Below are 25,667 nucleotides of genomic sequence, written 5' to 3'. Positions count from 1 at the left end.
GGATTCTATTCGAGGTAGTCGCGTAGTGACTGCGACCGGGACGGATGACGCAACTTGGCCATCGTCTTGGATTCGATCTGACGGATGCGCTCGCGGGTGACCCCGAAGGTGTCACCGATCTGGTCGAGCGTCTTGGGCATGCCGTCGCCGAGGCCGAAGCGCATCCGGATCACGCCCGCCTCGCGCTCGGAGAGCGAGTCGAGCAGGCTCTCGAGCTGCTTCTGCAGCATTGTGAAGCCGACGGCGTCCGCGGGGACGACGGCCTCGGTGTCCTCGATGAGGTCACCGAATTCGCTGTCGCCGTCTTCGCCGAGCGGGGTGTGCAGGGAGATCGGTTCGCGGCCGTACTTCTGCACCTCGACGACCTTCTCAGGGGTCATGTCGAGCTCGCGGCTGAGTTCCTCCGGCGTGGGTTCGCGACCGAGGTCCTGGAGCATCTGGCGCTGCACGCGAGCGAGCTTGTTGATGACCTCGACCATGTGCACGGGAATGCGGATGGTGCGGGCCTGGTCGGCCATCGCCCGCGTGATCGCCTGGCGGATCCACCAGGTGGCGTACGTGGAGAACTTGAAGCCCTTGGTGTAGTCGAACTTCTCCACGGCGCGGATCAGCCCCAGGTTGCCTTCCTGGATCAGGTCGAGGAACTGCATTCCGCGGCCCGTGTAGCGCTTGGCGAGGGAGACGACGAGGCGCAGGTTCGCGCCGAGCAGGTGGCTCTTGGCGCGCGCGCCGTCCTTGGCGACCCAGAGCAGTTCACGCCCGAGGGCACTCTTCTTCTCCGCGTCGGTCATCTGGGACATCTTGTCCTCGGCGAACAGCCCGGCCTCGATGCGCATCGCGAGCTCGACCTCTTCGGCCGCGTTCAGCAGGGCGACCTTGCCGATCTGCTTCAGGTAGTCCTTGACCGGGTCGGCGGTCGCACCGGTGATGGCGCTCGAGTAGACGGGGACCTCGTCCTCGTCGTCGACGAGGGACAGGACGAGTGCACCGCTCGGAAGGGGCTCCGTCGGCGTCTTCTTGCCGTGGTCATCGTCGTTGTGGTCATCCTCGACCTCATCGTGACCGTTCAGGTCGTCGTGGTCGTCTGCGCCGGCCTTGGACTTCGCGCCGGCCCGCTTGCGCGGCGAACGGTGCTCGTCCTCGTCATCGTCATCGTCGTCATGGCCTGAGCCGGCGGCGGCGACGGCTGCGGCATCGGACGCGGCGGCAGCTGCTGCGGCCTTCGCGACGGCGGCCTTGGTGGGCGCGCGCTTGATGGCGGGGGCCTTGGCCGGTGCCTTGCGGGCTGGGGCCTTGGCGGGAACCTTCGTCGCGGCATCCGCCTCGGCAACGGTGGTCTCTTCGGTTGGCTCGGTCTTTGTGCGGGTTGCCATTCGAACACCTCTCATGCCGTCGGGTGTGCACCGGCGGCGCTGCCCGCCGGTGCGGTGAACCGGGGGAAACGGTTCGTGCGCCAAGCCGGGCAGATATGGATTTTGGGCAGTACTAGGACCCATGTCAAGTCCCGGGCCGCGCACCATCAACTGGTAACGGTGCACCCAGGACCAGAACGGGCCCTATTGACAATTATTGCATGCTTTGTGTATATACCGAGCCAGTGCGCGGCCTCTCGGACACGCTTACCGCGAACGCGGGCGCCGCAGGGCCCGGGCCGCGGCGATCCAGAGCGGCGCCACTTCGACGCCCTCGTCGCGGGACAACAGGAACCGGGTGCGGCGCCGGGCACGGAGCAGGAACACGACGCCGATCCCGACGACCAGGAACTGAATGAGGAAGGCCACCCGGAAGGATTCCAGGGAGTACAGGTTGCTCGGTGCTCCCCCGGCGACCCGCCAGCCGTTCTGCAGGTCGAGCAGGACTCCGATCAGGTACACCATCACGAAACTCGCCGTGAAGCCGCCGACATTCACGACGCCGTTGGCCGAGCCGTGGCTGCGTTTCGGATTGAAGCTGCGTGCGAAGTCGAACCCGATCAGGGAGCCGGGCCCGCCGATGCCGAGGGTGACGAGGAGCACGACGATGAGCCAGAACGGCGGGGTTCCCGGCCAGGCGAGGACGACGGTCCAGGCCGCCGCCATCAGGATGACGACGGCGAGCACGATATTGCTGCGGCGCTGCGGGAACCGGGCGGTGAGGATGCCCAGAACCGGACCGAACACCATCCCGGCCGCGACGAGCACCATGAGCATCGACGCGGCAAGCCCGGGGTCGTAGCCCAGGCCGTACACCATGAAGGGGAAGCCCCAGAGCATGCTGAAGACGGTTCCCGGCGACTGCGTCACGTAGTGCGACCAGAAGCCGAGCTGCGTTCCCGGCCTGCGGAAGCTCTTCTTGAGCAGAACGAGCGCCTCTCGCAGGCTCGTCGGCCGAGCCTCGTCCGTCGATCCCGTCGGCCGGTCCTCGATCACGGCGATCACGACGACGAGGGCGACCACGGCGACGGAGGCCGCGGACAGGAACGCGGGCGTCCAGCCGAAGCTGTGCAGCACCCAGGCAAGCGGAACCGCGGAGAGGACCTGGCCGAGCTGGCCGATGTTGCCGAGCCACTGTGAGAGCTGGGGCACAAGCGGGCCGTCGAACCAGTATCCGATCAGGCGGATCATGGAGATGAAGATGGCGGCGTCTCCCGCACCCACGAGCATCCGGCCGGCGACGGCGGCGGTGATATCGGTCGAGAACGCGAGGGTGACCTGGCCGCCGATCATGAGCGTTGTCCCGACGATCACGAGGATCCTCGGTCCGAACCGGTCGATGAGCACCCCGACGGGAACCTGGGCCGCGGCGTAGACCACGAGCTGCACGACGGCGAGGCTGGAGAGCAGCGCGGCGGTGCCGCCGAAGCGCTCAGACGCCGCGACACCGGCGACGCCGAGCGACGTGCGCTGCAGGACTGCCGATAGGTACGCGAAAGACCCGATGGAGAAGATGAGCCAGGAGCGACGGGAGTTCATTGCTCCCAATCTATCCGGTCCGGGTGGGTGGCCCGCTCAGGCGACGGTGCCGTCGTCGCGGCTGCGGCGGGCCGCGAGGAAATTCTCGAGTTCTGCGGCGATCTCGTCGGCGCTGGGAAGTTCGCCGTCCTCATCAGTCAGGGGTGACCGAACGCTGCTGCCTTCCATGTACGTGTCGTAGCGTTCCTCGAGGGTTCCGACGAGCTTCGCGAGTTCCGGGTTCTCCCGCACCTGTTCGTCGATCCGATTGATGAACTCGCGATTCTGCTCGCGCAGCTGGTCGGTCGGGAAGATCAGGCCGGTTGCCGCACTCGTGCTCTCGAGGGCGGACAGTGCCGCAGCCGGGAATTCCGTGTCCGCGAGGTAGTGCGGCACGAGCAGGACGAACCCGGCGACCGCGGCGCCGCTCTCGTGCAGGCGCAACTCCACGAGGTGGAGGACGTTGGACGGAACCTGGGTGTGCGGACGCCAGACCGACATGCTCTCGATCAGGTCAGAGCGGGTGCCGCTCACGGTCACACCGATCGGGCGGGTGTGCGGAACGGGCATCGGAATCGCGTGCACCCACGTCGTCGCCGCGACGCGGAATCGCCTGCCGATCTCGAGAACCGCGGCGGTGAACTGCTCCCAGCGGAAGTCAGGTTCGAAGCCGGACAGCAGCAGGAACGGCTGGCCGATCTCGTCGTGCGCGAGGTAGAGCCGCAGCATCGGCGGCTGGTAGTCGGTGAGGTGGTCGCGATCGAAGTAGATGATCGGGCGCCTGGCCCGGTAATCGAGAAGGACGTCCGCATCGAAGGACGCGATCATCGTGTGGGTCAGGTTTCCGAGGAGGTACTCGGTGAATTGCGCCACCGCTCCCCCGGCGTCCGCGAACCCGGTCAGGCCCGCGACGAGGTTCAGGCCCTCTGGCACGGATGCCGCCTCGGCCGTCAGCTCGTAGATGTCACCAGGATCGCGCATGCCGTTAACTCTAGGCTGCGTATCGCGGCCGGGTGGGAATCCGCGGCACCCGGAGTAGTGCCGTGAGCGAACAGCCCGCACGCAGTGCGGCAGCCGCGCAGTCCGCACAGGCCGCACAGGCCGCACAGGCCGCACAGGGGCGGCCAGTACCATCGAAGGATGACCGCTCCCGTTCTCTCCGTGTCCGCACAACCCGCCATCGAATCAACCGCCGACGTCCTCATCGTGGGCGCGCTCCAATCCGCAGACTCCGCCGCGCTCTTCGCCGACCCGGCGTTCTCGGCCCTGTCGACCGTTCTCGCCGACCTCGGCGTCACGGGCGCGCGCGACCAGGTGGTCCGCATCCCGGCATCCGTCGGCGGCGCGCGCACGATCGCGATCGTCGGGCTCGGCAAGGATGCCGACGTCGACGCGTTGCGCGCGGCCGCCGGTTCCGCCGTCCGCCAGCTCACCGGCGTCGAGAGCGTCGCCTTCGCATTCCCGCTGACGACCGGCGCGGAACTCACCGCCGTCGTCGAGGGCGCCGCGCTCGGCGCCTATTCGTACACGGAGTACCGCCAGGCATCCCTCGCGGGGACTCGGCTTCCCGCCGGCCGCGTCACCGTGCACAGCGCGCTCGACGGAACGGACGCCGTCGCCCACGCCATCATCGTCTCGGAGGCCGTCGCCCTCGTCAAGGACCTCGTGAACATGCCCGCATCCGATCTGTACCCCGAGGCGCTCGCCAACCGGGCGGTCGCCGCCGCCGCGGACCTGCCCGTCACGGTGAGGGTCTGGGACGAGGCCGAACTCGCCGCCGACGGTTTCGGCGGCATTGCCGGTGTCGGGCAGGGTTCCACCCGGCCGCCGCGCCTGGTCAAGGTCAGCTATGCCCCTGAGACGGCAACCCGTCATATCGCGCTCGTCGGCAAGGGCATCACCTTCGACACCGGCGGACTCTCCCTCAAGCCGGCCGGCTCCATGGTCGGCATGAAGTACGACATGACCGGCGCGGCAACGGTTCTCGCGGTCGTGCTCGCCGCGGCCAGACTGTCCCTCGACGTGCGCATCACCGCCTGGCTCTGCATCGCGGAGAACATGCCCTCCGGCAACGCGATCCGCCCGAATGACGTTCTTCGCATCCGCGGCGGTCGCACGGTCGAAGTGCTGAACACGGATGCCGAGGGACGGCTCGTCCTCGCCGACGGGCTTGTCGCAGCAGGAGAGGAAGAACCCGACGCGATCATCGATGTCGCCACCCTCACGGGCGCGGCCATCACCGCCCTCGGAAACCGTTACTACGGCGTCATGGGCGAGGACGCGCTCGTCGCCCGGGTGCTGGCAGCAGGCACCGGTGTCGGCGAACAGCTCTGGGCGATGCCACTCCCCGACGAGCTCCGTGCCACGCTGAACTCCGACGTCGCGGACATCGCGAACGCCAAGATGGGCTCGAGCGCCGGCGGAATGCTCCTCGCCGCCGTCTTCCTGCGCGAATTCATCGGCACCCGCGGGACAGGGGACGACGCCGTGACGATCCCCTGGGCGCACCTGGACATCGCCGGACCTGCGCACAACACCGGAGGCGGCTGGGGCTTCACGAACGCGGGTCCCACCGGTATTTCGGTGCGCGCTTTGCTGCGTCTGGCCGAGGACTTTTCGCGCCCGTAGTACAGTCGAGGTGGCATGGGGAAGAAAGCGCCCGGCTCACGGGTGTCATCGATTCCCGTCCCGCAGACTTTTTGTGCATTTCCGCTTGTGATTACGCGCTTGTGACCAGCGCCCGTATGTGAATAAAAGGGAGTCCCTGAGTGTCGGAACAGAATTTTGACCTTGTCGTTCTCGGTGGAGGAAGCGGTGGCTACGCAGCAGCACTGCGGGCCGTCCAGCTCGGCATGACCGTTGGCTTGATCGAGAAGGGCAAACTCGGCGGCACCTGCCTGCACGTCGGGTGCATCCCGACGAAGGCCCTGCTGCACTCGGCCGAGGTGGCCGACGTGAGCCGCGAGGCCGCGAAGTACGGTGTGAAGACCCAGTTCGAGGGCATCGACATGGCGGCCGTCACGGCCTTCCGTGAGGGAATCGTCGCGTCCAAGTACAAGGGCCTCCAGGGCCTGATCAAGGCACGCGGTATCACCGTCATCGAGGGCGAAGGCCGCCTGGTGGCGCCGAACACCGTCCAGGTCGGTGACGACCGCATCGTCGGCAAGAACGTCGTTCTCGCCACGGGCTCGTACTCGCGATCCCTCCCGGGCCTCGAGATCGGCGGCCGCGTCATCACGAGCGAGCAGGCCCTCGATCTGAACTTCGTCCCGAACAAGGTCGCCATCCTCGGCGGCGGCGTCATCGGAGTCGAATTCGCGAGCGTCTGGAAGTCCTTCGGCGCCGACGTCACCATCATCGAGGCGCTGCCGCACCTCGTCCCGAACGAAGAGGAATCGGTCTCCAAGCAGCTCGAGCGCGCATTCCGCAAGCGCGGGATCGAGTATTCGCTCGGCATCCGCTTCCAGAGCGTGACCCAGCACGAGAACGGCGTGGTCATCACCCTCGAGAACGGTTCGACCGTCGAGGCCGAGATCCTGCTCGTCGCCGTCGGACGCGGCCCCGTCACGGCCGGTCTCGGCTTCGACGAGGTCGGCGTGGCAATGGATCGCGGTTTCGTCCTCACGGACGAACGCCTCGCGACGAACATCCCCGGCGTCTACGCCGTCGGCGACATCGTTCCCGGCCTCCAGCTCGCGCACCGCGGCTTCCAGCAGGGCATCTTCGTCGCCGAGGAAATCGCCGGCCTCAACCCGATCATCGTCGAAGACCTGAACATCCCGAAGGTCACATACTCCGACCCTGAGATCGCGTCCGTCGGGTACTCCGAGGCGAAGGCATCCGAGAAGTTCGGCGCCGACCAGGTCTCGTCCTACGAGTACAACCTCGGCGGCAACGGCAAGAGCTCCATCCTCGGCACGAGCGGTTCGATCAAGGTCGTCCGGGTCAACGACGGACCCATCGTCGGCATCCACATGATCGGCGCGCGCGTCGGCGAGCTCATCGGCGAAGGCCAGCTCGTCGTGAACTGGGAGGCGTATCCGGAGGACATCGCCCCGTTCCTGCACGCGCACCCGACCCAGAACGAAGCGCTCGGCGAGGCATTCCTGGCCATTGCCGGGAAGCCCCTCCACGCGATGTAGCCGTTTCCCGGCTACCGACCGTCTATAAGCTAAGAACAGAGCACACAATGGTTTTGAAGGAGACAAACGCATGAGCGAATCCGTTAGCCTTCCGGCACTCGGTGAGAGTGTCACAGAGGGTACGGTTACCCGCTGGCTGAAGAACGTGGGCGACCGCGTCGAGGTCGACGAGCCCCTGTTGGAAGTATCGACCGACAAGGTGGACACGGAGATCCCGTCCCCCGTTGCCGGCATCATCGAAGCGATCCTGGTTCAGGAGGACGAAACCGTCGAGGTGGGTACCGCCCTGGTGCTGATCGGTGACGGTTCCGCCGCCGCCGCTCCCGCACCGGCCGCGGCACCCGTGGTCGAGGCTCCGGCCGCGGCTCCCGTGGTCGAGGCTCCTGCAGCCCCCGCCCCTGTCGCAGCCCCGGTCTACGCACCCGCGCCGGTCGCGCCGCCCGTCGCCCAGCCGGTCTACGCCCCGGTCCCCGTCGCAGCACCTGCACCGGTCTTCGCGCCGGTTCCGGTCGCCGCCCCGGCACCCGTCGCAGCACCGGCACCCGTCGTGGCAGAGCCCGCCGTCTCCCGTGGCTCCCACGCAGGCACCTCCGGCTACGTGACCCCGATCGTCCGCAAGCTTGCGAACGAGGCCGGCGTCGACCTGTCCAGCGTCACCGGAACCGGTGTCGGCGGGCGTATCCGCAAGCAGGACATCGAGGCGGCCGTCCCGGCCGCCGGCGCCGCGGTATCCGCTCCGACGTTCGAGGTTTCGCCGTTGCGCGGCACGTCCAAGCCGATGTCCCGGCTGCGCAAGGTCGTCGCAGAACGCGCCGTCATCTCGATGCAGTCGTCGGCGCAGCTGACGACCGTCGTCGAGGTCGATGTCACGCGCGTCGCGATCTTCCGCGACAAGGTCAAGGCGTCGTTCTTCGAGAAGACCGGCAACAAGCTGTCGTTCCTGCCGTTCTTCGCCCTCGCCGCCGCCGAGGCACTGCAGGCGAACCCGATCATCAACGCCACGATCGACGGCGACACGATCGTGTACCCGGCACAGGAGAACATCAGCATTGCCGTCGACACCGAACGCGGTCTGCTGACCCCGGTCGTGCGCAACGCCGGCGAACTCGATCTGGCCGGATTCGCTGCCCAGATCGCCGACCTCGCTCAGCGCACGAGGGACAACAAGCTCAAGCCCGACGAGCTCTCCGGCGGCACGTTCACGCTGACCAACACGGGTTCGCGTGGGGCGCTGTTCGACACTCCCGTCGTGTTCCTTCCGCAGAGCGCGATCCTCGGAACGGGCGTCGTCTACAAGAAGCCGCTCGTCGTGTCCAGCGGTGGCCTCGACGCCATCGCTATCCGGTCGTCGGTCTACCTGGCGTTGTCCTACGACCACCGCATCATCGATGGCGCGGATGCCTCGCGCTTCCTCGTCACGATGAAGCAGCGTCTCGAGGCGGGCGACTTCGAAGCCAATCTCGGCATCTGAGTCGTCGAGCCGGCAGGTTCTGTCAGCCGGCGCCGAAGAACTCGCGTAACCGCCAACCGGCCTCGCCCTTGACCACAAGGACCGAGGCCGGTTCGTCGTTTCCCGGTCCCGCCTCCGGGCCGCCGCTGGACAGGGCCACGAGGGCCAGATTCCCGATCCGGTCGACGAGCATCGGGCCGGAACCGTCGGCGACCGTCTGCGCGCTGGCATCCCTCCCCTCTGCCGGCGCCTGCCCGATCAATCCGGTGTCCTCGGCCAGTGCCGGCGAGTCCGGCTGGGCGATGTCCGCAAGGCACTCCCGATCCGCGGCGACGATGCACCGGGCCCGCAGCCGGAGCAGCACCACCGTGGCACCGACGGGGTCCTCACCCCGGAGGGCCTCCTGGTCGGTCGCGCGCGGACCCGCGACGACGGGCGGGTCCACCGCGGCGGACACTCCCCCGCTCGTGTCGAGAGGCGATGAAGAAGCAGTGCCGACCGCAGCCGGATCCGGTCCGGAGCCGGCCGCCCGCGGTGTGAGCATGGCCCAGCCTCCGACGAGCAGGATGACGACGAAAGACGCGCCGGACAGAATGAGAACGCGGCGCCGCCGGCGAACGGGGTCGTCCGCGGCTCTCCACGTGCCCCGCCGCGTCGCTGGTCGGGAGTGTCGGTCACGAAACGGCTTCGGTCCTGGCCCGAACGCGTGCGCCGCCCGGCCGCGGTGCGCCCGAACCGCCGGTGGCCCGAGCCGCCCTCCCGTCAGGCGTCCACCGATGGTTCGCGCGACCTGAACCGCCCACGCGCGCAGGAGCGGCCCGACGGGTGTGTCCAGAGCGGACTCGAGCCGAGCAAGGCGACCCCGGTCGGGGAAAAGCCTCCGGGTGTCGATCGTCGCCCCGCCGCCCGTGGCGACCTCGGGGCCAGGGAGCCGGACCGGTGCGGCTGGAGACCAGTCGAAGAGGGCCTGCTCGAGCCCGGCCAGGGCCTCCCGGAACGCGCCGGACCGCCGCGACGTGATCAGTTCCGCCGCCGCAGGACGCACGCGTTCCGGAACCCGGTCGAGGACGGCCTGAACCAGCTCGTCGCACCCGCACCGGGCTTCGTCGAGCAGCTCGTCCCGTGCCTGGCCCGGCGGCGGCAGGTCGCGCAGGCCGCCCAGGCCCCCGACGACGGGGCGACCGGCGCCGTCGAAACGCACGTGACCTGGCCCGATCTCCGGATGCACCCAGCCCCGGTCGTAGAGGCCCGCCAAGGTCGCGAGCACCGGGGCCAGGATCGAGACCGCCTCCCCCGGGTCGAGCATTCGCTCGCCGGCGAGGAGCACGCCGAGGGATCCGCCGCGGTCCTCGGCCAGGACGAGGCAGACGCGGCCGTCCGGCAGCGTCGCAACGTCCAGCAACCGGCCCACCCCGCCGTCCGCGATGCTCTCGAGGGCGTGGACCTCCCGGTCGATCGCCGCGTCGCGGGCCGCGTCGCCGGCGGATGCGTCGCGGAACACCTTGAGCACGACAACCTCCCTCTGGACGTTCGTGCCGACCCCGGCAGAGGCGCCGAGATAGATGTCCGCCCTGTCAGCCGAACCGATGCGCCGGAGCACGCGGTAGCCGGCAACGCTCCCGATGACATCCGCTGGCTGTGCCCCGGAAGCGCTCACGCCGGCAGAGCGCTGGCCGGCACGGGATGCCCCGACAGGTGACCTGCCTCTCCGACCTCCCGCACGTCTTGTCACGCGCCGATCATCGCCCGCCGGGACACCGCGAGCGCCCGCGCCGATCGGGCTGTGCACACTCCGTCCGATCCGGTAGCTGGTGAGGACAGGCTGACCTAGACTGGCCCAATGCTCGACTTTCTCGTCGCGGGGCTAAGCGCCAACTCCGTGCCGTATCTCGTGGGCCTTGAGCTCCAGCGCACCGTCCATCGTGCCGTTGTTTCCGGGGAACGCCCGGACACCGTCATCCTCCTCGAACACCCCGCTGTGTACACCGCGGGGAGACGCACGTCCGCCGACGAACGGCCGACGGACGGCACCCCGGTCATCGACACGGACCGGGGCGGCAAGATCACGTGGCACGGTCCCGGCCAGCTCGTGGGCTATCCCATCCTCCGCCTCGCCGAACCCATCGACGTCGTCGGCTACGTTCGCCGCCTCGAGGGCATCCTCATCGACGTCCTCGCCGGGCTCGGAGTCGACGGCCGCCGCGTCCCGGGCCGGTCAGGGGTGTGGGTCGGCCTGCCCGGCTTCGAAGACAAGATCGCTGCCATCGGAATCCGAGTCGCGGAAGGTGTGACCATGCACGGCTTTGCCCTCAACTGCAACAACTCGCTCGAACCATACGAGCACATCATCGCGTGCGGCATCCGCGACGCCGGGGTCACCACCATTTCCCGCGTCCTCGGCCGGGAGGTGACGCCGGAGCAGCTGGTGGAACCGATCCGGGCCCGTTTCGCCGCCGAGCTGGTGGCCGCCGCGTGAGCGCCGTGCCAGAGGGCCGCAAGATGCTCCGGCTCGAGATCCGCAATATGGAATCGCCCATCGAACGCAAACCGGCCTGGATCAAGACGGTCGCCAAGATGGGACCGGAATACCGCAAGCTCCAGGACCTCGTCAAGGGTGAGAACCTGCACACCGTGTGCCAGGAGGCCGGCTGCCCGAACATCTTCGAGTGCTGGGAGGACCGCGAGGCGACCTTCCTCATCGGTGGCTCGCAGTGCACCCGCCGCTGCGACTTCTGCCAGATCGACACCGGCAAGCCTGCGGAGTACGACACCGACGAGCCGCGACGGGTCGCGGAATCGGTCGTGGCGATGAACCTCCGGTACGCGACGGTGACGGGCGTCGCCCGCGACGACCTTCCCGACGAGGGCGCCTGGCTCTACGCAGAGACGATCCGGCAGATCCACGCGCAGAGCCCCGGAACGGGAGTGGAGATCCTCGTCCCCGACTTCTCGGGAAACCCCGAGCTCCTGGGCGAGGTGTTCTCCGCGAAGCCAGAGGTCTTCGCGCACAACGTCGAGACGGTTCCGCGCATCTTCAAGCGAATTCGCCCGGCCTTCCGGTACGACCGTTCCCTCGACGTCATCACCCAGGGTCGCGCTGCAGGCCTCATCACCAAGTCGAACCTGATCCTCGGCATGGGCGAGGAACGCGCAGAGGTCAGCCAGGCGCTCCAGGACCTCCACGATGCCGGAACCGACATCATCACCATCACCCAGTACCTGCGGCCGAGCGCCCGGCACCTCCCCGTCGCCCGGTGGGTCAGGCCGGAGGAGTTCGTCGAGCTGAACGCCGAAGCGGAAGCCATCGGATTCCTCGGTGTGCTCTCCGGCCCGCTCGTGCGATCCTCCTACCGGGCGGGACGCCTCTGGGCGCAGTCGATGCTCGCGACGAACCGCGAGGTGCCCGCCGAACTCCGCCACCTGGCTGACGCCTCCCTCGGGTTCGCCCAGGCCGTCGCCCGTCCGGGCGGCATCAGCGCTGACTCGGCGGAAAATCGGTCATCGGAGATTCTGGCGACTCGGTAAACTCGACAGCATGGCACGCAGCAAGGACAAGACTCCCAAACCCCACAAGGAACCCGGCCGCATCAAGCAGATGTGGCAGGTGTTCCAGATGACCCGGCGGTACGATTCCAAAATCGTTCCGCTTCTCCTCGTGGGCTTCTTCGTGCCGCTCGTGGCCTCGATCATCGTCGCGATCCTTGCGACCGACGGAAACGTTCTCACGCTCGTCCTCTGGATCATCGCCGGGCTCCTCGCCGGGGTGCTCGCGATGCTGATCATCCTCGGCCGGCGTGCTGAGAAGGCCGCCTATTCCCAGATCGAAGGCCAGCCCGGCGCGGTCGGTGCCGTGCTGCGCAGTTCCCTCAAGGGCGGGTGGGTCGGCAGCGAGATGCCCATCGCCGTCAACGGCAAGACCCAGGACGCGGTCTACCGTGCCGTCGGCCGCGGCGGCGTCGTGCTGATCAGCGAAGGCCCGCGCACCCGGACCGCCCGCATGCTGGAAGAGGAACGCCGCACGGTCACCCGTCTCGGCGGCCACGTGCCCGTCACGGTCCTGTCCGTCGGCCCCGATTCCGACGCCGTGCCGCTGCACAAGCTCGCGAGTCGCCTGCGCAAGATCAAGCCGAGCCTGACCAAGGCCGAGGTACTCGCCGTCAACAACCGGCTGAGTTCGATCACGAAGAAGCTTCCGATCCCGAAGGGCGTCGATCCGACCAAGGCCCGCCCCCAGCGCGGCAACTAGGCTCGTCCACCCGTCCACACCGCACGAAAAGAACCCCTCGTCATCGCGACGAGGGGTTTTCGCGTCTGTCCACGCGGCGGTCGGTCGGCGCGGCAGCCCACGCGGCGCGTGACTCAGCCGCGGACGAGGACGGTCCCTGCCACCTTGTCGTGGAAGCCCCGCTGGTCGGAGTCCCAGACCAACGCGGGGAATGCCAGACCGAGCAGCACGGAACGCACGATCGGCCGCCACGGCCCGACCCAGCCTCCCGCGAGCGGGATCACGCGGAGTCCGACGAGGCGGTGGCCGATGCTGCCGCCGATCGTCGGGATGAACACGACCTGGAGCAGGATGTACGTCCCCGTCACGACGAAGCCGTTGTAGTCGAGGAACGTGTAGCGGAACACCGTGAAGGCGAGCGCCATCGCGAGGGCGTAGTCGATCAGCAGTCCGAGCATCCGTCGCCCGGCACGGCCCACCGAAAGCGGGCCCTGGTCGGGAAGCCCGAGTCGCTCCCCCGGCCATCTGCTCGGCGGGAGCTGTCCGAAGGTGGTCGGTTTCGAGGCTGAGGGAGGCACGGGATGATCCTAGCCAAGGGCACCGCCTGTAACATGTGAGAAACAAAGCCGTCACAGCTGAGTAATGCTGCCGTAATACTCTCTGGGTAGCCGCCGTGCGCGACTTTCTGTCATTAAGGCCCTCGTCGTTTGGAGTAAACCCGCATGTTCCGCGATTCGTCAGAAGTACTCAAGTTCATCAAGGACACTGACGTCAAGTTTCTTGACATTCGCTTCACCGACCTCCCCGGTGTGCAGCAGCACTTCAACATCCCCGCGTCGACGGTCGATGAGGAATTCTTCACGGTCGGCCAGATGTTCGACGGTTCGTCGATCCGCGGCTTCGCCTCCATCCACGAGTCGGACATGCAGCTCATCCCGGACGTGACGACGGCATACGTCGACGCCTTCCGCGCCGAGCGCACGCTCATCATGCTCTTCGACATTTACAACCCGCGCAACGGCGAGATCTACTCCAAGGATCCCCGCCAGGTCGCGAAGAAGGCCGAGAAGTACCTCGAGTCGACCGGCATCGCCGACACCGCCTTCTTCGCCCCCGAAGCCGAGTTCTACATCTTCGACGACGTGCGTTACGAAGTGAACCAGTACTCGAGCTTCTACGCCGTGGACTCCAGCGAAGGTGCCTGGAACTCCGGCAAGAAGGAAGAGGGCGGCAACCTCGCCAACAAGACCCCGTACAAGGGCGGCTACTTCCCCGTCAGTCCCGTCGACCAGCACGTCGACATGCGCGACGACATCTGCCTCAAGCTCATCGACGCCGGCCTGATCCTCGAACGCAGCCACCACGAGGTCGGCACCGGCGGTCAGGGTGAGATCAACTACCGCTTCGACACCATGGTCCACGCGGCGGACGACCTCCTCAAGTTCAAGTACATCGTCAAGAACACGGCGCACGAATGGGGCAAGACGGCGACGTTCATGCCCAAGCCGCTCTTCGGCGACAACGGTTCCGGCATGCACACCCACCAGTCCCTGTGGGCCGGCGGCAAGCCGCTGTTCTATGACGAGGCCGGCTACGGCGGACTCTCCGACATCGCACGCTGGTACATCGGCGGCCTGCTCAAGCACGCCCCGGCGGTCCTCGCGTTCACGAACCCCTCGGTGAACTCCTACCACCGCCTCGTCCCCGGCTTCGAAGCACCGGTCAACCTGGTCTACTCGGCCGGCAACCGCTCGGCCTCGATCCGCATCCCGATCACGGGCACCAACCCGAAGGCCAAGCGCATCGAGTTCCGTGCGCCCGACGCCTCCGGAAACCCGTACCTCGCCTTCGCCGCCCAGCTCATGGCCGGCCTCGACGGGATCAAGAACCGGATCGAGCCGCACGAGCCTGTCGACAAGGACCTCTACGAGCTCCCGCCCGAAGAAGCCAAGAACATCCCGCAGGTTCCCGCTTCCCTCGAGGAGGCTCTGCTGGCCCTCGAAGCCGACCACGACTTCCTCCTCGCCGGCAACGTGTTCACGCCTGAACTGATCGAGACCTGGGTCAGCTTCAAGCGCGAGCAGGAAATCAAGCCGCTCGCCCAGCGCCCGCACCCGTTCGAGTACGAACTGTACTACGGGGTCTGAGTCGCGCAGGCCGGACGACGGCCGCAGCACGGACAGAAGGACCGCACCCGGAATGGGTGCGGTCCTTCCGTTTGTCCGGGCCGGGTTCTGGTCAGCCGAAGACGAACGCCGGCTCACGCTGGATGGTGCGGTCCGCGATGCCGTGGGCCTCGGCGGCGCGGGCAGGGTGTACCGTCGCCTTCCCGATCGACAGCACGTTCCAGCCTTCCGCCGCCCACGCCGCGGAATCCAGGCAGTTCCGGCCGTCGATCACCGTGCGCGTGCGAACGAGCGCGCCCAGTGCTGCCGGATCCGCAGCCAGGAACTCCGGCCATTCGGTCAGCACGAGAACGGCATCCGCTCCGGAGACGGCATCCGCAACCGAGTCCGCATAGCCGAGCGTCGGGAAAATCCGTTCCGCCGTTCCGCGCGCCTGGGGGTCGTAGACGACGACCTGGGCGCCGCGCAACTGCAGGGCAGCAGCGACGTTGAGTGCGGGCGAGTCGCGGACATCGTCGGTGTGCGGTTTGAAGGCTACCCCGAGCACGCCGATCCGGCGGTTCAGGACCGAACCGCCACAGGCGTCGATGGCCCTGTCGATGACGCGCTGCCGCTGGCCCATGTTGATCTCGTCGACCTGCTGGAGCAGGCCGGCCGCGGCGAACGCACCGAGCTCGTTGGAACGGTGCATCAGGCCACGGATGTCCTTCGGCAGGCAGCCGCCGCCGAATCCGAGCCCGGCATTCAGGAACTGCCGGCCGATCCGCTTGTCGTACCCGAGCGCATCCGCCAGCTGGGAGACATCGGCGCCCGCGGCCTCACAGACCTCGGAGATCGCGTTGATGAAGGAGATCTTGGTCGCGAGGAACGCGTTGGCGCTGACCTTGACCAGCTCAGCGGTCGGCAGGTCGACGACGATGACAGGTGTGCCGTTTCCGATCGGGTAGGCGTACACCTCGCGCAAGAGCGCTTCGGCGGCCGCGGACGCTCCGCCGAGGACGAGGCGATCCGGGGCGAGAGTATCCTCAACGGCCTTGCCCTCGCGCAGGAACTCCGGGTTCCAGACGAGTTCCGCGGTCACGAAGTCCGGCATCGACTCGGCCACGATCTCGCGCAGGCGCGCGGCCGTGCCGACCGGCACGGTCGACTTGCCGACGATGAGGCCGTCCCGCACGAGGTTGGCGGCAACCTGCCTGGTGGCGTCCTCCACGTAGCTGAGGTTCGCCGCGAAGCTCGTGGATTTCTGCGGGGTTCCGACGCACACGAAGTGCACGTCCGCAAACGCGGTGGCCTCGGCGATGTCGGTCGTGAACCGAAGGCGGCCGCTCGTCACATGAGTCAGCAGAAGCTCGGGCAGACCGGGTTCGTAGAACGGCACGATTCCCTTGCTGAGCGCGTCGACCTTGCGCTGGTCCGTGTCGACCCCGATGACCTCGAACCCCATTTCGGCCATGGCCGCCGCGTGGGTTGCCCCGAGGTAGCCGGTGCCGATGACGCTGATCCGCGGCGCACGCAGGATTGGGGCGCCGGTCGTTCCGACGACGTCGGCCGCCTCGGTGGATGCTGGTGTCGCGGTCATGATGTCCTTCCGGTCACGAGGTGGTGCGGAGTGCGGTCGGTGGGTTCGAGGGTCACTTGGCGGGTACCAGGGTGAAGTTGGCCGCCGGGTTACTCAGTCCCGCACTGAATGCGGCGAGGCTCTCCGGCCGGGAGTCGATGCGCCAGTCATTGGTGCCGAGCTCCCCGCCGACGAAGCTCGAGACCGCGAGGTCGAACCACGAGACGCCGATGATGTCGTCGTTCTCCGGTTTCGCGAGCGATTCGAACAGGCTCGTGATCCACGCGACCTTGTGGCCACCGGTCTCGGTCGCGCCCACCTCGGCGAGCACGATGGGCTTCCCGGTGAGCTGGCGCAGCTGGGCCAGGCTCCGACCGAAGGTGTAGTCGAAGGTGTAGTTGTTCCTGGTGTCCGTGCTTGTCGGCGGGCGCAGGTACCCGGACAGGCCGACCCAGTCGACGTAGTCGTCGCCGGGGTACATGCCGGCCAGGTATTCGGGGGTCTGGTGGGTCGCCGTCAGGTTGTTGATGATGTTCGGTGCCCACACCCACAGGGCGAACTGGTTCGCGCCCTCGGTCTCGAAGATGTCGTGCACGTGGTGCCACATCTTCACGAAGTCGCCCGGGTTATTGCCGTTGATGGCTTTACCCCTCCCGTTGTCCTCCGCCCACGGGTACCACACCGAGTTCATCTCGTGGTCGAACCGGATGGCGACCGGAAGGCCCGTTGCCACGACATCCTTGGCGTACTGGTGCAGGTAGGCGTCGAACGAGCCGTCGATGATGTTCGGCAGCGAATAGTCCGGCGCGTCCGTGACGCCGTTCTTGGCGTTGATCGGACGTGATTCCCAGGTCATCAACGGCATGGAACCGTGGGCCCAGGCCCGGGTGACGGCTTCGGACCGGAATGCCTCGTCCCAGCCGCTGAAGTAACCCGTCACCGTCGGCTGCACGCCGACGCTCACGCTCGTCGCATCGAACGTCGCCCAGTTGAACGGAGCCTGCTGCGTGTACATGCCGAAGAAGCGGCTCGTGGGATTCCGGATCTCAGCCAGAGTCGGCGCCGAGATCGGCGTCACGCTTGCGGTGCTGGACCCGGTCTTCACCGTTGGCGCCTTGCCGGGACCCGCGACGGGCGCGGCGTGCGCGGCATCCGCCTGGGCCGCGAGTTGGGCGACCTCGTTCTGGGCTCCCAGGAGTGCGCTCTCGGCGGCGCGCACCCGCTCCTGAGCGGTGGCGAGTCCCTTGGTGTTGCCCGCCGCGACGACGGACGCGGCCTGCTTGGCACGGGCCAGTTCGCTGGAGCGCGTGTTGAGCCGGCCCTGGAGGGCGGTGAGTTGCGCCTTCAAATCCTTGTTCTGCGCCACGAGGGAACCGTCGGCTTGTTCTGTTCCCGAGATGACCGCGGACAGTGCCTGGGAGACGGGGCTTCCCGGTGAAGACCAGACGACCCAGGAGAGGGTGGCGAGGACGACTCCGAGCGCGATGATGCCCACACCGGACCGGCGTGACTGGGCCGAGGTGGCGGCCCACCAGGATGGTTGCTTAGACAATGAAGAACGCCTCCAGGAACAGAATCGAAAAGCCGATGAGATAGGGAATGCCGGCCTTGAGGTTGTGACGGCGGATCGGACGGGTGCGCCGCACGACCTCGCTCGATGCGACCTTCACGACCGGCCGCTCGAGGACACGGGTCTGCCCTCTGCCGTCGTCGAACCCGAGACGCACCACGAGGTCGTCATCGGGGTAGGAGCTGGCCTCGGCGAATTCGGTTTCGAACTCGGGATCGAAGTCGGTGGGAATGGTCGCCCCGAGCCGCACCGGTGACGATGCGGGGTTCTCGGATGACCTGAGATTCGACAGGTCGGTGTCGGTGCCGCCTGTCCCCCCTGCGTACGCGCCTGACCTGGTTCCCCAGCCGCTCGCGTGCGCCATCCGGAAGAAGCCGAACAGCCGGATCGGCATGAGGAAGAACGTCGAAATGAGGATGAAGACCGGGAGCCGGAAGAAATCCGTCGGCTTCTCCGCGAGGTGGCGGACCTGACGGATCGCCATGCTGACCACAGACGAGGCCACCATCAGCAGCACGACGGTGACGAGTCCGCCCTGGACACCGTATTCGTCGAGGAAGCCCTGGTAGAAGTTGAAGCCCTGGCCGGTCACCGACCGGTAGATCCAGCCGAGGAAGACCCCGGCGAGAATGAATGGCAGCGCGATGTCCAACACCATGAAGAACGCGAGGAGCGGGGCATGACCCAGCATCCACGGGAGCATCCGCAGGGTGTTGTACTGGCTTCCGCGAGCCCACCGCAGCTGCTGCTTGAAGAGCTTCTTCACCTTCAGGGGTGCGTCCGTGTAGACGAGGCTCGTGTGCTGGTAGACCGTGCGGTATCCCTCTTTGAGGGTGAGGTTGGTCAGGGTGCGGTCGTCGGAGACTTCGAGGAAGACGCCCATGAACTTCTCGGTCATGAACTTGTCCATCACCCGCATCATGATCGTCCGCCGGAACGCGATGGTGCGCCCGGGGAGGCAGCCGACCTGGCCGACGACACTCTGCGCCGGCATCGAGTACAGGGCGCGGGAATTCTCGAGCCAGTCCGCCCACCGCGTGATCCAGTTGCGGTCCGGATCGAGGATCCGCTGACGGGTGGTGACGCCGCCGACCTTCTCGTCGGCGAACGGCTTGATGAGCTCCTCGAGGGCGTTCGGCATCCACACCGTGTCGGAGTCGACGAGGATCGTGATGTCCCCCGTCGACAACGTGGTGCCGATCATCACGGCGTTGCGTTTGCCGGGGATGGGCGTGTGTACCCAGCGGACGAGTGGGGCGAACTCCTCACACACCGTGACGAGACCCGGATTCTCCGGGCCGTTGATCACGACGATGATCTCGCCGGGCCCCTGTTCGACCATTCGACCGATCACGTCGCGGAAGAGGTCGAGAGGTTCGTCGAGCACGGGCACGACGACGCTGGTGGTGAGGTCACAGGACTCGGTGTACGGGCGATACCTCGAGGACAGGATGACTTTCAGGAGCCAGACAAACCAGATGAGCGCCGAGTACACGGCGAACATGTAGACCTCTGGATGCCCCTCCAGCATGTGCCGGATTTGCAGGATGAAGATGAACATGACGAACCCCGATTCTCATTAGTCACGCTGAAGTCCGCGGCAGTGAGGACGGTTTGTGTTTCGGGGTACCTGAATAGTGACCGCCCCCCGCCCGGGGCGCAAATGCGCGACACGCGCGGCGTGACGCTCGCGTCGCGCGCCGCCAGACCATCGGAAACCGGCCGGGACGCGTCACCGGAAAGTCACGATCGAGCCCCGCCGCCGCTCTTCTCCATCGCTGCGCTCAGGCGCGAGCGCCCCCTCAATGCACAGATGGGCGGCGTATTCCGCCCAGCCATCATGTGCGGTCGGCGCGTCACGATCGTCGGAGCTACCGACGTCGCCGTGCGCCGGATCCGGAGGTCCTGGCCCGCCTCGCGCCGTCCAAAATCCAGACGAGTGCGGAGCTTTCGACGATGACAGTTCTCCGGGATTTAACCTGGCCGACCCAATCCGCCACCCGGTCTTGGCCGGGAACAGCCTGAATCGTCGCCGTGAATCGGCTGGATATCTACCCGGCGAAGGGTCCCGCGTGTTCGACCGGGCCGTAGAAACGACGCTCGAACACGGCGCGGGCACGCCGGGTGACGGCGAGGTAGTCGTCCTCGAGCCGGTTGGCGGATCCCGGCGGGTATTCGAGGATCCGTGCGATGCCCTCGAGCTGGATGCGGTCGGTCGGGAGCGTGTCCGCGGTCCGGTTCATCCACAGGGTCATGGCCGAACGGCACCGGGAGGCGAAGATCCACGCCGCCCGGAGGGTCTCGGCATCGGCGTCGCTCACGAGCCCGGCCCTGGCGGCGGCGTGCAGGGCGCCGAGGGTCGAGTGCGTGCGCAGTTCGGGGATCGCCGCTGCGTGCTGCAACTGCAGCAACTGGACGAACCACTCGACGTCACTGAGCGAACCGCGCCCGAGCTTGAGGTGACGGTTCGGGTCTGCGCCCTGCGGCAGCCGTTCCTTCTCGACGCGCGCCTTCATCCGTTTGATCTCCCTGACCGCCTGGTCGTCGATCGCAACGGGGAAGCGAACCGAGTCCGCGAGGGCCTCGAAGTCGGCGAGAAGGCGGGCATCCCCGGCGACGCCCCTGCCCCGGAGGAGCGCTTGCGCTTCCCAGGTCAGCGACCAGCGCCGGTAGTAGGCCTCGTAGGAGTCGAGGGAGCGGGCGACGGCACCATTCTTCCCCTCCGGACGCAGCCCGAGGTCGAGGTCGAGCGGCAGGCGGCTGTCCTCCGTGAGACGTTTGAGTTCGCGGGCGATGAACATCGCCCGGGTGTGAGCGGCCTCGCCCGTGACGACTCCCGCCCGGAACACGTACATCACGTCGGCGTCCGAGCCGAAGCCCAGCTCCGCTCCCCCGAAGCGACCCATGCCGATCACCGCGAATTCGATGCCGTCGGCGTCCCCGTCCGGCTCACCGCGGAGGCCGGTGCCGCGGATCGCAGCCGTGACGCCCTCGATCACCGTCGCGGTGACGTCGCTGAGGCCCGTCGCGAGCTGGTCGATGCTGATCCGCCCGAGGATGGACGAGAACGCCAGGCGCAGGATCTCGCGGCGCCTGGCCGTCCGCAGGACGGATGCCGCGGCATCCGGTGTCTGATGGCGGGCCAGGACCGCGCGGGTCTCCTCACGCAGCACGGTGAGGGGTCGTGGGCGCAGGTCGTTCTCGTTCTCGAGCCACGCGACCGATTCCGGAATCGTTTCGAGGAGTTCGCCGACGAATCGGGAGGAGGACAGCACCCGGGTGAGCCGTTCGGCGGCGCCGGAGGAATCACGGAGCATCCGGAGGAACCAGTACGTCGATCCGAGACTGTCGCTGAGTCGCCGAAAGGCCAGCAGACCGTAGTCGGGGTCTGCACCTTCCGAGAACCACTGCAGGAGCACGGGAAGAAGGTGGCGCTGGATCGTCGCACGCCGCGACACACCGCCCGTGAGTGCCGCGATGTGGGCGAAGGCACCCTTGGTGTCGCGGAACCCGATCGCCGCGAGCCTGGCCTCCGCCTGCGCGCTCGTGAGGACGAGGTCGCCGTCGGGGAGCGCAGCGACGGCGGAGAGCAACGGCCGGTAGAACAGGCGCTCATGCAGTCCGCGCACCCGGTGTTTCGTGTCCGCCCACCGCGTGCTGAGCTGGGCGGCGCCCGCGGCGAGCCCGGTCGCACGGGCGAGGATGCGCAGGCTCGCCTCGTCCCGCGGCACGAGGTGGGTGCGCCGCAGCCGGTAGAGCTGCAGGCGGTGTTCCATCAATCGCAGCATCCGGTAGTCCTGGGAGAATTCCGCCGCCTCTGCACGGCCTACATAGCCGGATTCGGCGAGGGCTGCGAGTGCGGGGAGCGTCCCGGCCTGACGGACGCCCTCATCGGCCTGCCCGTGAACGAGCTGGAGGAGCTGGACGGTGAACTCGATGTCGCGCAGCCCGCCGGGGCCGAGCTTGAGCTGAACGTCGACCTCGTCGTCGGGGATGTTGTCGGTCACCCGTTCCCGCATCCGCTGGACCGACTCGACGAAGTTCTCCCGGCTGGCGCTCGTCCACACCTTCGGCCCCACGGCCGCGAGGTACCGTTCTCCGAGCCCGGCATGGCCGGCGAGCGGCCTCGCCTTGAGGAGGGCCTGGAACTCCCAGCTCTTCGCCCACCGCTCGTAGTACGCGATGTGCGAGTCCAGGGAACGCGCGAGTGCCCCCGACTTTCCCTCGGGGCGCAGGTTCGGGTCGACCTCCCACAGCTCGGGTTCGAGTGTCGGCTGGTTGAGCCCGCGCATCAGCAGGATCGCCAGCCTGGTCGCGATGTCGACGGCACGGCCGGACTCGAGCCCGGATTCGGGGTCTGCCTCCGCGACGAAGATGACATCGACGTCGCTGACGTAGTTGAGTTCCCTGGCTCCGGCCTTCCCCATGCCGATCACGGCGAGCCGGGTCGCGCGTACCTGGTCGACGGGGAAGACGCCAGGCGCGGCAACGGGCGCCGACGACATCGCGCGAGCCACCGCGAGGGAGCCCTCGAGCGCCGCCGCGGCGAGATCGGACAGCGCCCGCGCGACCCCGTCGAGGCCGGCGACCGGGTCGGCCTGCTCGAGATCGAACGCGGCGACCTCCGCGAGCCTCCGCCGATATCGTACCCGCAGTGCCACCCAGCCGGCGTCGTCGACGAGGGTCGCGACGCCGTCGACCGCGCCGACCGCGGCGAGCAGGTCCCGGGTGAGCTCCTCTGGTCCGGGAAGGACCTGTGACCGGGTGGCGAGCACGCCGAGCTCCTCCGGATGCCGCAGGAAGAATTCGGTCAGGCCGCGAGACGCGCCGAGCACGAGGAGGAGGCGAACGGGCGCACCCGGGCACGCCAGGAGCGCCAGGAGTTCCGTCGGCGCCTGCCGGAGCAGATTGATCAGGCCCGAGAGTGCCGCGTCCGGGCTCGCCGTGCGCGCGAGCAACGGCAACAGCTCTGCAGAATCGGGCCCGCCGAGGCTGAGGACCTCGTCGAGGCACGCCCGGACCTCACCGAGATCAGCGAAGCCGACCCTCGCGAGTTCGGTGAGGGTCAGCGCCTCTCGCGCCATCGTGCGCTACAACATCTCGAGGTTCTTTTGCAGCTCGAACGGAGTCACCTGGGAGCGGTATTCCTTCCACTCCTGTCGCTTGTTGAGCAGCACGTAGTTGAACACGTGCTCGCCCAGGGTCTCGGCGACGAGTTCGGATTCCTCCATGAACTGGATGGCGTGGTCCAGGCTTGCCGGCAACTGGCGGTAGCCGAGGGCGCGACGTTCGGTGTCGCTGAGACCCCAGACGTTGTCCTCCGCTTCCGGCGGCAGTTCGTAGCCCTCTTCGATGCCCTTGAGTCCGGCAGCGAGCATGAGCGAGTATGCGAGATACGGGTTCGCCGCGGAATCGATCGCCCGGTATTCGATGCGGGAACTGTTTCCCTTGTTCGGCTTGTACAGCGGAACGCGGATGAGCGCGGACCGGTTGTTGTGGCCCCAGCAGACGAAGCTCGGGGCCTCGTCGCCACCCCAGAGCCGCTTGTACGAGTTCACGAACTGGTTCGTGACCGCGGTGATCTCCGGCGCGTGCTTGAGCAGGCCCGCGATGAACTGGCGCCCCGTGCGGGACAGCTGGTACTGCGCGCCCGCCTCGTAGAAGGCGTTCGTCTCGCCCTCGAACAGGGAGAGGTGGGTGTGCATGCCAGAGCCTGGCTGGTCGGACATCGGCTTCGGCATGAACGTCGCGTAGACGCCCTGCTCGATGGCGACCTCCTTGATGACCGTGCGGAAGGTCATGATGTTGTCGGCCGTCGACAGCGCGTCCGCGTAGCGGAGGTCGATCTCGTTCTGGCCGGGGCCGGCTTCATGGTGACTGAACTCCACGGAGATGCCGAGTTCCTCGAGCATCCGCACGGAACGGCGCCGGAAGTCGTGAGCGGTCCCGCCGGGGACGTTGTCGAAGTAACCGGCAGAGTCGACGGGAACGGGCCCGTCCTTGCCATACTTCGACGACTTCAGGAGGTAGAACTCGATCTCCGGATGCGTGTAGAACGTGAAGCCGCGATCCGCCGCTTTGGCGAGAGTGCGCTTGAGCACGTTGCGCGGGTCGGCAACCGCGGGCTGCCCGTCCGGGGTTGTGATATCGCAGAACATGCGCGCGGTCGGGTCGACTTCGCCCCGCCACGGCAGGATCTGGAACGTTGTGGGATCCGGATGCGCGAGGACATCCGCTTCGAAGGAACGGGTCAGGCCCTCGATGGCCGAGCCGTCAAAACCGAGACCTTCCGCGAATGCGCCCTCGACCTCGGCCGGTGCGATCGCAACCGATTTCAGGGTGCCGACGACGTCCGTGAACCAGAGACGAATGAACTTGATGCCCCGTTCCTCGATGGTACGAAGAACGAAGTCGCGCTGCTTGTCCATCCACGCCCTTTCTTGTTGATCACTAGGTTACTGGCTGTCGTGACCTCGCGTGCGAAAAGGGCCCCCGGGAGCGGAATCGGTCGCTGGCTACACTGGAGGCATGCCAGAGTCGACCGCGTCAGACGCTCCCCGTTCCGTCAATGATCTGAATCCCTTCGTTCCCGCTCCGGCCGGACCCAAGCGGGTGCGCACCCGACACTTCTCGAACGCGAAGCAACATGGCATCCCGATTACCGGCCTGACCAGCTACGACATGCTCACGGCCCAGATCTTCGACCAGGCAGGGATTGATTTCCTCCTGGTCGGCGACTCGGCAGGCAACAACGTCTTCGGCTACGAGACGACGCTCCCCGTCACCGTCGACGAACTGATCCCGCTCACCCGCGCGGTCGCGCGGGCCGTCACCCGCGCCCTTGTCGTCGCCGACATGCCCTTCGGCTCATACGAGACCGGGCAGACCGAGGCGCTTCACACCGCGGTGCGGTTCATGAAGGAAGCGCAGGCGCACGCGGTCAAGCTCGAGGGCGGAGTACGCAGCCACAAGCAGATCAAGCGCATCGTCACGAGCGGAATCCCCGTGATGGCCCACATCGGCTTCACGCCGCAGAGCGAGCACGGCCTCGGCGGCCACATCATCCAGGGTCGCGGCGACGCCGCAGAGCAACTCCTCGAGGACGCCCTCGCTGTCCAGGACGCCGGCGCGTTCGCGGTCGTCCTGGAGATGGTGCCGGCCACCGTTGCGGCCGAGGTCACTCGCAAGCTCGAGATCCCCACGATCGGCGTGGGGGCCGGCCCCGACGTCGACGGCCAGCTCCTGGTCTGGACGGACTTCGCCGGCATGACCGAGGGCCGGGTGCCGCGTTTCGTGCGGCAGTATGCCAACGTGCGCAGCGTCCTCACGGATGCGGTGCACCAGTTCAAGTCGGACGTCGAGACCGGCGTGTACCCCGGTCCTGAGCACAGCTACGAATAGCGGTCAGCGGTCCTCCGCAGCGTCCTCCGCCGCCCACTTGGCGCTGTTCGCGCGGAGCTTCTCGAGGGCATGGGCGGCCTCGTCGCGGGTTGCGAACGGCCCGACACGATCGACGGCGAGAGAGACCATTCCCTCTTCGACGGCGCCCGTGCGCAGGTTGTACCAGAACTGGTGCTCAGTATCTTCGGCCATAAGCTAGATTCTATGCCTAAGGATTCCGCCGGTCACCTGTTGCCAGGCCCGGTCTCCCCCACCCGTCCCGTCC

Annotated in this window: 18 protein-coding genes and 1 pseudogene; 8 read left to right on the top strand and 11 right to left on the bottom strand. The window is 67.5% G+C overall.

Annotated features, from left to right (window positions below):
• Positions 1-5 precede the first annotated feature (5 nt).
• The 3 genes from QN350_RS01055 to QN350_RS01045 all read right to left on the bottom strand — a co-directional run bounded on the left by QN350_RS01055 (position 6) and on the right by QN350_RS01045 (position 3,911).
• Positions 6-1,373: an RNA polymerase sigma factor gene (locus QN350_RS01055; protein WP_281534951.1), complete on the bottom strand. Its 1,368-nt coding sequence runs from the start codon at positions 1,371-1,373 to the stop codon at positions 6-8.
• Between the two features lie 246 nt (positions 1,374-1,619).
• Positions 1,620-2,951, bottom strand: a complete 1,332-nt coding sequence (locus tag QN350_RS01050; protein WP_322139847.1) for an MFS transporter — start codon at positions 2,949-2,951, stop codon at positions 1,620-1,622.
• Positions 2,952-2,987: 36 nt separating this feature from the next.
• The gene (locus QN350_RS01045) at positions 2,988-3,911 is read right to left on the bottom strand and encodes a PAC2 family protein (RefSeq protein WP_322139846.1); all 924 of its coding nucleotides are present in this window, start codon (positions 3,909-3,911) and stop codon (positions 2,988-2,990) included.
• A gap of 159 nt (positions 3,912-4,070) precedes the next feature.
• Here QN350_RS01045 and QN350_RS01040 point away from each other — a divergent pair, with 159 nt between their 5' ends.
• The 3 genes from QN350_RS01040 (at position 4,071) to QN350_RS01030 (ending at position 8,543) form a co-directional block, all read left to right on the top strand.
• Complete coding sequence (locus QN350_RS01040) at positions 4,071-5,558, top strand: leucyl aminopeptidase (protein ID WP_323502697.1); 1,488 nt, start codon at positions 4,071-4,073, stop codon at positions 5,556-5,558.
• A 140-nt stretch (positions 5,559-5,698) separates the two neighbouring features.
• Positions 5,699-7,072 (top strand): dihydrolipoyl dehydrogenase, encoded by a 1,374-nt coding sequence (gene lpdA / locus QN350_RS01035; protein WP_322139844.1) that lies wholly within the window; start codon positions 5,699-5,701, stop codon positions 7,070-7,072.
• 70 nt (positions 7,073-7,142) lie between these two features.
• Positions 7,143-8,543 (top strand): 2-oxo acid dehydrogenase subunit E2, encoded by a 1,401-nt coding sequence (locus QN350_RS01030; protein WP_322139843.1) that lies wholly within the window; start codon positions 7,143-7,145, stop codon positions 8,541-8,543.
• 22 nt (positions 8,544-8,565) lie between these two features.
• Here QN350_RS01030 and QN350_RS01025 read toward each other — a convergent pair whose 3' ends face one another.
• Entirely contained in the window at positions 8,566-10,179 is a 1,614-nt protein-coding gene (locus tag QN350_RS01025) for a hypothetical protein (RefSeq protein ID WP_322139842.1), read from the bottom strand.
• 183 nt (positions 10,180-10,362) lie between these two features.
• On the opposite strand from QN350_RS01025, the gene lipB reads away from it, so the two are divergent.
• The 3 genes and pseudogenes from lipB (at position 10,363) to QN350_RS01010 (ending at position 12,768) form a co-directional block, all read left to right on the top strand.
• Complete coding sequence (lipB, locus tag QN350_RS01020; RefSeq protein WP_322139841.1) at positions 10,363-10,998, top strand: lipoyl(octanoyl) transferase LipB; 636 nt, start codon at positions 10,363-10,365, stop codon at positions 10,996-10,998.
• Positions 10,995-11,978 (top strand): annotated as a pseudogene (gene lipA / locus QN350_RS01015) (lipoyl synthase); the annotation flags it as partial. The gene lipB and the pseudogene lipA, both read left to right, overlap by 4 nt.
• A 79-nt stretch (positions 11,979-12,057) precedes the next feature.
• Positions 12,058-12,768 (top strand): DUF4191 domain-containing protein, encoded by a 711-nt coding sequence (locus QN350_RS01010; RefSeq protein WP_281534943.1) that lies wholly within the window; start codon positions 12,058-12,060, stop codon positions 12,766-12,768.
• Positions 12,769-12,881: 113 nt separating this feature from the next.
• Here QN350_RS01010 and QN350_RS01005 read toward each other — a convergent pair whose 3' ends face one another.
• The gene (locus tag QN350_RS01005; RefSeq protein WP_322139840.1) at positions 12,882-13,325 is read right to left on the bottom strand and encodes an RDD family protein; all 444 of its coding nucleotides are present in this window, start codon (positions 13,323-13,325) and stop codon (positions 12,882-12,884) included.
• A 144-nt stretch (positions 13,326-13,469) separates the two neighbouring features.
• Between QN350_RS01005 and glnA the strand changes: the two genes are divergently transcribed.
• Entirely contained in the window at positions 13,470-14,894 is a 1,425-nt protein-coding gene (gene glnA, locus QN350_RS01000) for a type I glutamate--ammonia ligase (protein WP_134531790.1), read from the top strand.
• 91 nt (positions 14,895-14,985) lie between these two features.
• Here the strand turns inward: glnA and QN350_RS00995 are convergent, their stop codons facing one another.
• The 5 genes from QN350_RS00995 to QN350_RS00975 all read right to left on the bottom strand — a co-directional run bounded on the left by QN350_RS00995 (position 14,986) and on the right by QN350_RS00975 (position 24,429).
• Complete coding sequence (locus QN350_RS00995) at positions 14,986-16,452, bottom strand: UDP-glucose/GDP-mannose dehydrogenase family protein (protein ID WP_322139839.1); 1,467 nt, start codon at positions 16,450-16,452, stop codon at positions 14,986-14,988.
• A gap of 52 nt (positions 16,453-16,504) precedes the next feature.
• Positions 16,505-17,983: a glycoside hydrolase family 26 protein gene (locus tag QN350_RS00990; RefSeq protein ID WP_322139838.1), complete on the bottom strand. Its 1,479-nt coding sequence runs from the start codon at positions 17,981-17,983 to the stop codon at positions 16,505-16,507.
• A complete protein-coding gene (locus QN350_RS00985; RefSeq protein WP_322139837.1) occupies positions 17,976-19,562 on the bottom strand; it encodes a glycosyltransferase in 1,587 nt (528 codons plus the stop codon). Before QN350_RS00985 ends, QN350_RS00990 begins: the two co-directional genes overlap by 8 nt.
• A gap of 490 nt (positions 19,563-20,052) precedes the next feature.
• Positions 20,053-23,085, bottom strand: coding sequence for a bifunctional [glutamine synthetase] adenylyltransferase/[glutamine synthetase]-adenylyl-L-tyrosine phosphorylase (locus tag QN350_RS00980; RefSeq protein WP_322139836.1), 3,033 nt, complete (start codon positions 23,083-23,085; stop codon positions 20,053-20,055).
• A 6-nt stretch (positions 23,086-23,091) separates the two neighbouring features.
• Entirely contained in the window at positions 23,092-24,429 is a 1,338-nt protein-coding gene (locus QN350_RS00975) for a glutamine synthetase family protein (protein WP_322139835.1), read from the bottom strand.
• A 100-nt stretch (positions 24,430-24,529) separates the two neighbouring features.
• On the opposite strand from QN350_RS00975, the gene panB reads away from it, so the two are divergent.
• Positions 24,530-25,402 carry a 3-methyl-2-oxobutanoate hydroxymethyltransferase gene (gene panB / locus QN350_RS00970; protein ID WP_322139834.1) on the top strand — a complete coding sequence of 291 codons (873 nt, stop codon included), beginning with the start codon at positions 24,530-24,532 and terminating at the stop codon, positions 25,400-25,402.
• A 3-nt stretch (positions 25,403-25,405) separates the two neighbouring features.
• Here the strand turns inward: panB and QN350_RS00965 are convergent, their stop codons facing one another.
• Positions 25,406-25,594 carry an SPOR domain-containing protein gene (locus QN350_RS00965; RefSeq protein WP_281534935.1) on the bottom strand — a complete coding sequence of 63 codons (189 nt, stop codon included), beginning with the start codon at positions 25,592-25,594 and terminating at the stop codon, positions 25,406-25,408.
• Between the last annotated feature and the right edge of the window lie 73 nt (positions 25,595-25,667).

The organism is Cryobacterium sp. 10I5, assembly GCF_035019865.1.
Classification (GTDB): Bacteria; Actinomycetota; Actinomycetes; order Actinomycetales; family Microbacteriaceae; genus Cryobacterium; species Cryobacterium breve_A.
This window is presented reverse-complemented; position numbering and strand designations above follow the sequence as displayed.

Bases quoted from the DNA above. Each gene is read 5' to 3' on its own strand.
- QN350_RS01030 (WP_322139843.1), top strand. From the start codon at position 7,143: ATGAGCGAATCCGTTAGCCTTCCGGCACTCGGTGAGAGTGTCACAGAG.
- QN350_RS01055 (WP_281534951.1), bottom strand. From the start codon at position 1,373: ATGGCAACCCGCACAAAGACCGAGCCAACCGAAGAGACCACCGTTGCC.
- QN350_RS00985 (WP_322139837.1), bottom strand. From the start codon at position 19,562: ATGTTCATCTTCATCCTGCAAATCCGGCACATGCTGGAGGGGCATCCA.
- lipB (WP_322139841.1), top strand. From the start codon at position 10,363: ATGCTCGACTTTCTCGTCGCGGGGCTAAGCGCCAACTCCGTGCCGTAT.
- QN350_RS00980 (WP_322139836.1), bottom strand. From the start codon at position 23,085: ATGGCGCGAGAGGCGCTGACCCTCACCGAACTCGCGAGGGTCGGCTTC.
- QN350_RS01050 (WP_322139847.1), bottom strand. From the start codon at position 2,951: ATGAACTCCCGTCGCTCCTGGCTCATCTTCTCCATCGGGTCTTTCGCG.
- QN350_RS01045 (WP_322139846.1), bottom strand. From the start codon at position 3,911: ATGCGCGATCCTGGTGACATCTACGAGCTGACGGCCGAGGCGGCATCC.
- QN350_RS01040 (WP_323502697.1), top strand. From the start codon at position 4,071: ATGACCGCTCCCGTTCTCTCCGTGTCCGCACAACCCGCCATCGAATCA.
- QN350_RS01010 (WP_281534943.1), top strand. From the start codon at position 12,058: ATGGCACGCAGCAAGGACAAGACTCCCAAACCCCACAAGGAACCCGGC.
- panB (WP_322139834.1), top strand. From the start codon at position 24,530: ATGCCAGAGTCGACCGCGTCAGACGCTCCCCGTTCCGTCAATGATCTG.
- QN350_RS00965 (WP_281534935.1), bottom strand. From the start codon at position 25,594: ATGGCCGAAGATACTGAGCACCAGTTCTGGTACAACCTGCGCACGGGC.
- glnA (WP_134531790.1), top strand. From the start codon at position 13,470: ATGTTCCGCGATTCGTCAGAAGTACTCAAGTTCATCAAGGACACTGAC.
- QN350_RS00995 (WP_322139839.1), bottom strand. From the start codon at position 16,452: ATGACCGCGACACCAGCATCCACCGAGGCGGCCGACGTCGTCGGAACG.
- QN350_RS00975 (WP_322139835.1), bottom strand. From the start codon at position 24,429: ATGGACAAGCAGCGCGACTTCGTTCTTCGTACCATCGAGGAACGGGGC.